The sequence below is a fragment of the Arenimonas sp. MALMAid1274 genome, assembly GCF_049195245.1.
Classification (GTDB): domain Bacteria; phylum Pseudomonadota; class Gammaproteobacteria; order Xanthomonadales; family Xanthomonadaceae; genus Arenimonas.
Genome location: NZ_JBMIRR010000005.1, coordinates 1 through 214, shown reverse-complemented (window position 1 = coordinate 214; position 214 = coordinate 1). Strand labels below are relative to the sequence as shown.

1 protein-coding gene is annotated in these 214 nt (G+C 61.2%); it reads left to right on the top strand.

What is annotated here, in order from left to right:
- The coding region (locus ACOQFR_RS00025; protein WP_421377376.1) for a hypothetical protein at positions 1-214 on the top strand (214 nt) is incomplete at both ends.

Here is a 214-nt window from a genome sequence, read left to right as displayed (position 1 = left end):
GATCTGCGAAGTTCTCAATCCGACCAACTGCGACACGGCGACTGTCACGATCACGGTGGAAGAGGGCGTCATCGACGCCGTCAACGACGCTGCCGGCCCGGTCAATGGCTTCGTCGCCAACACCAATGTCGTCAACGTCCTAGGCAATGACCTGCTCAATGGTGCGGCGGTCAATCCGGCCGACATCACCCTTGCCCCGGTGACGAATGGTCCG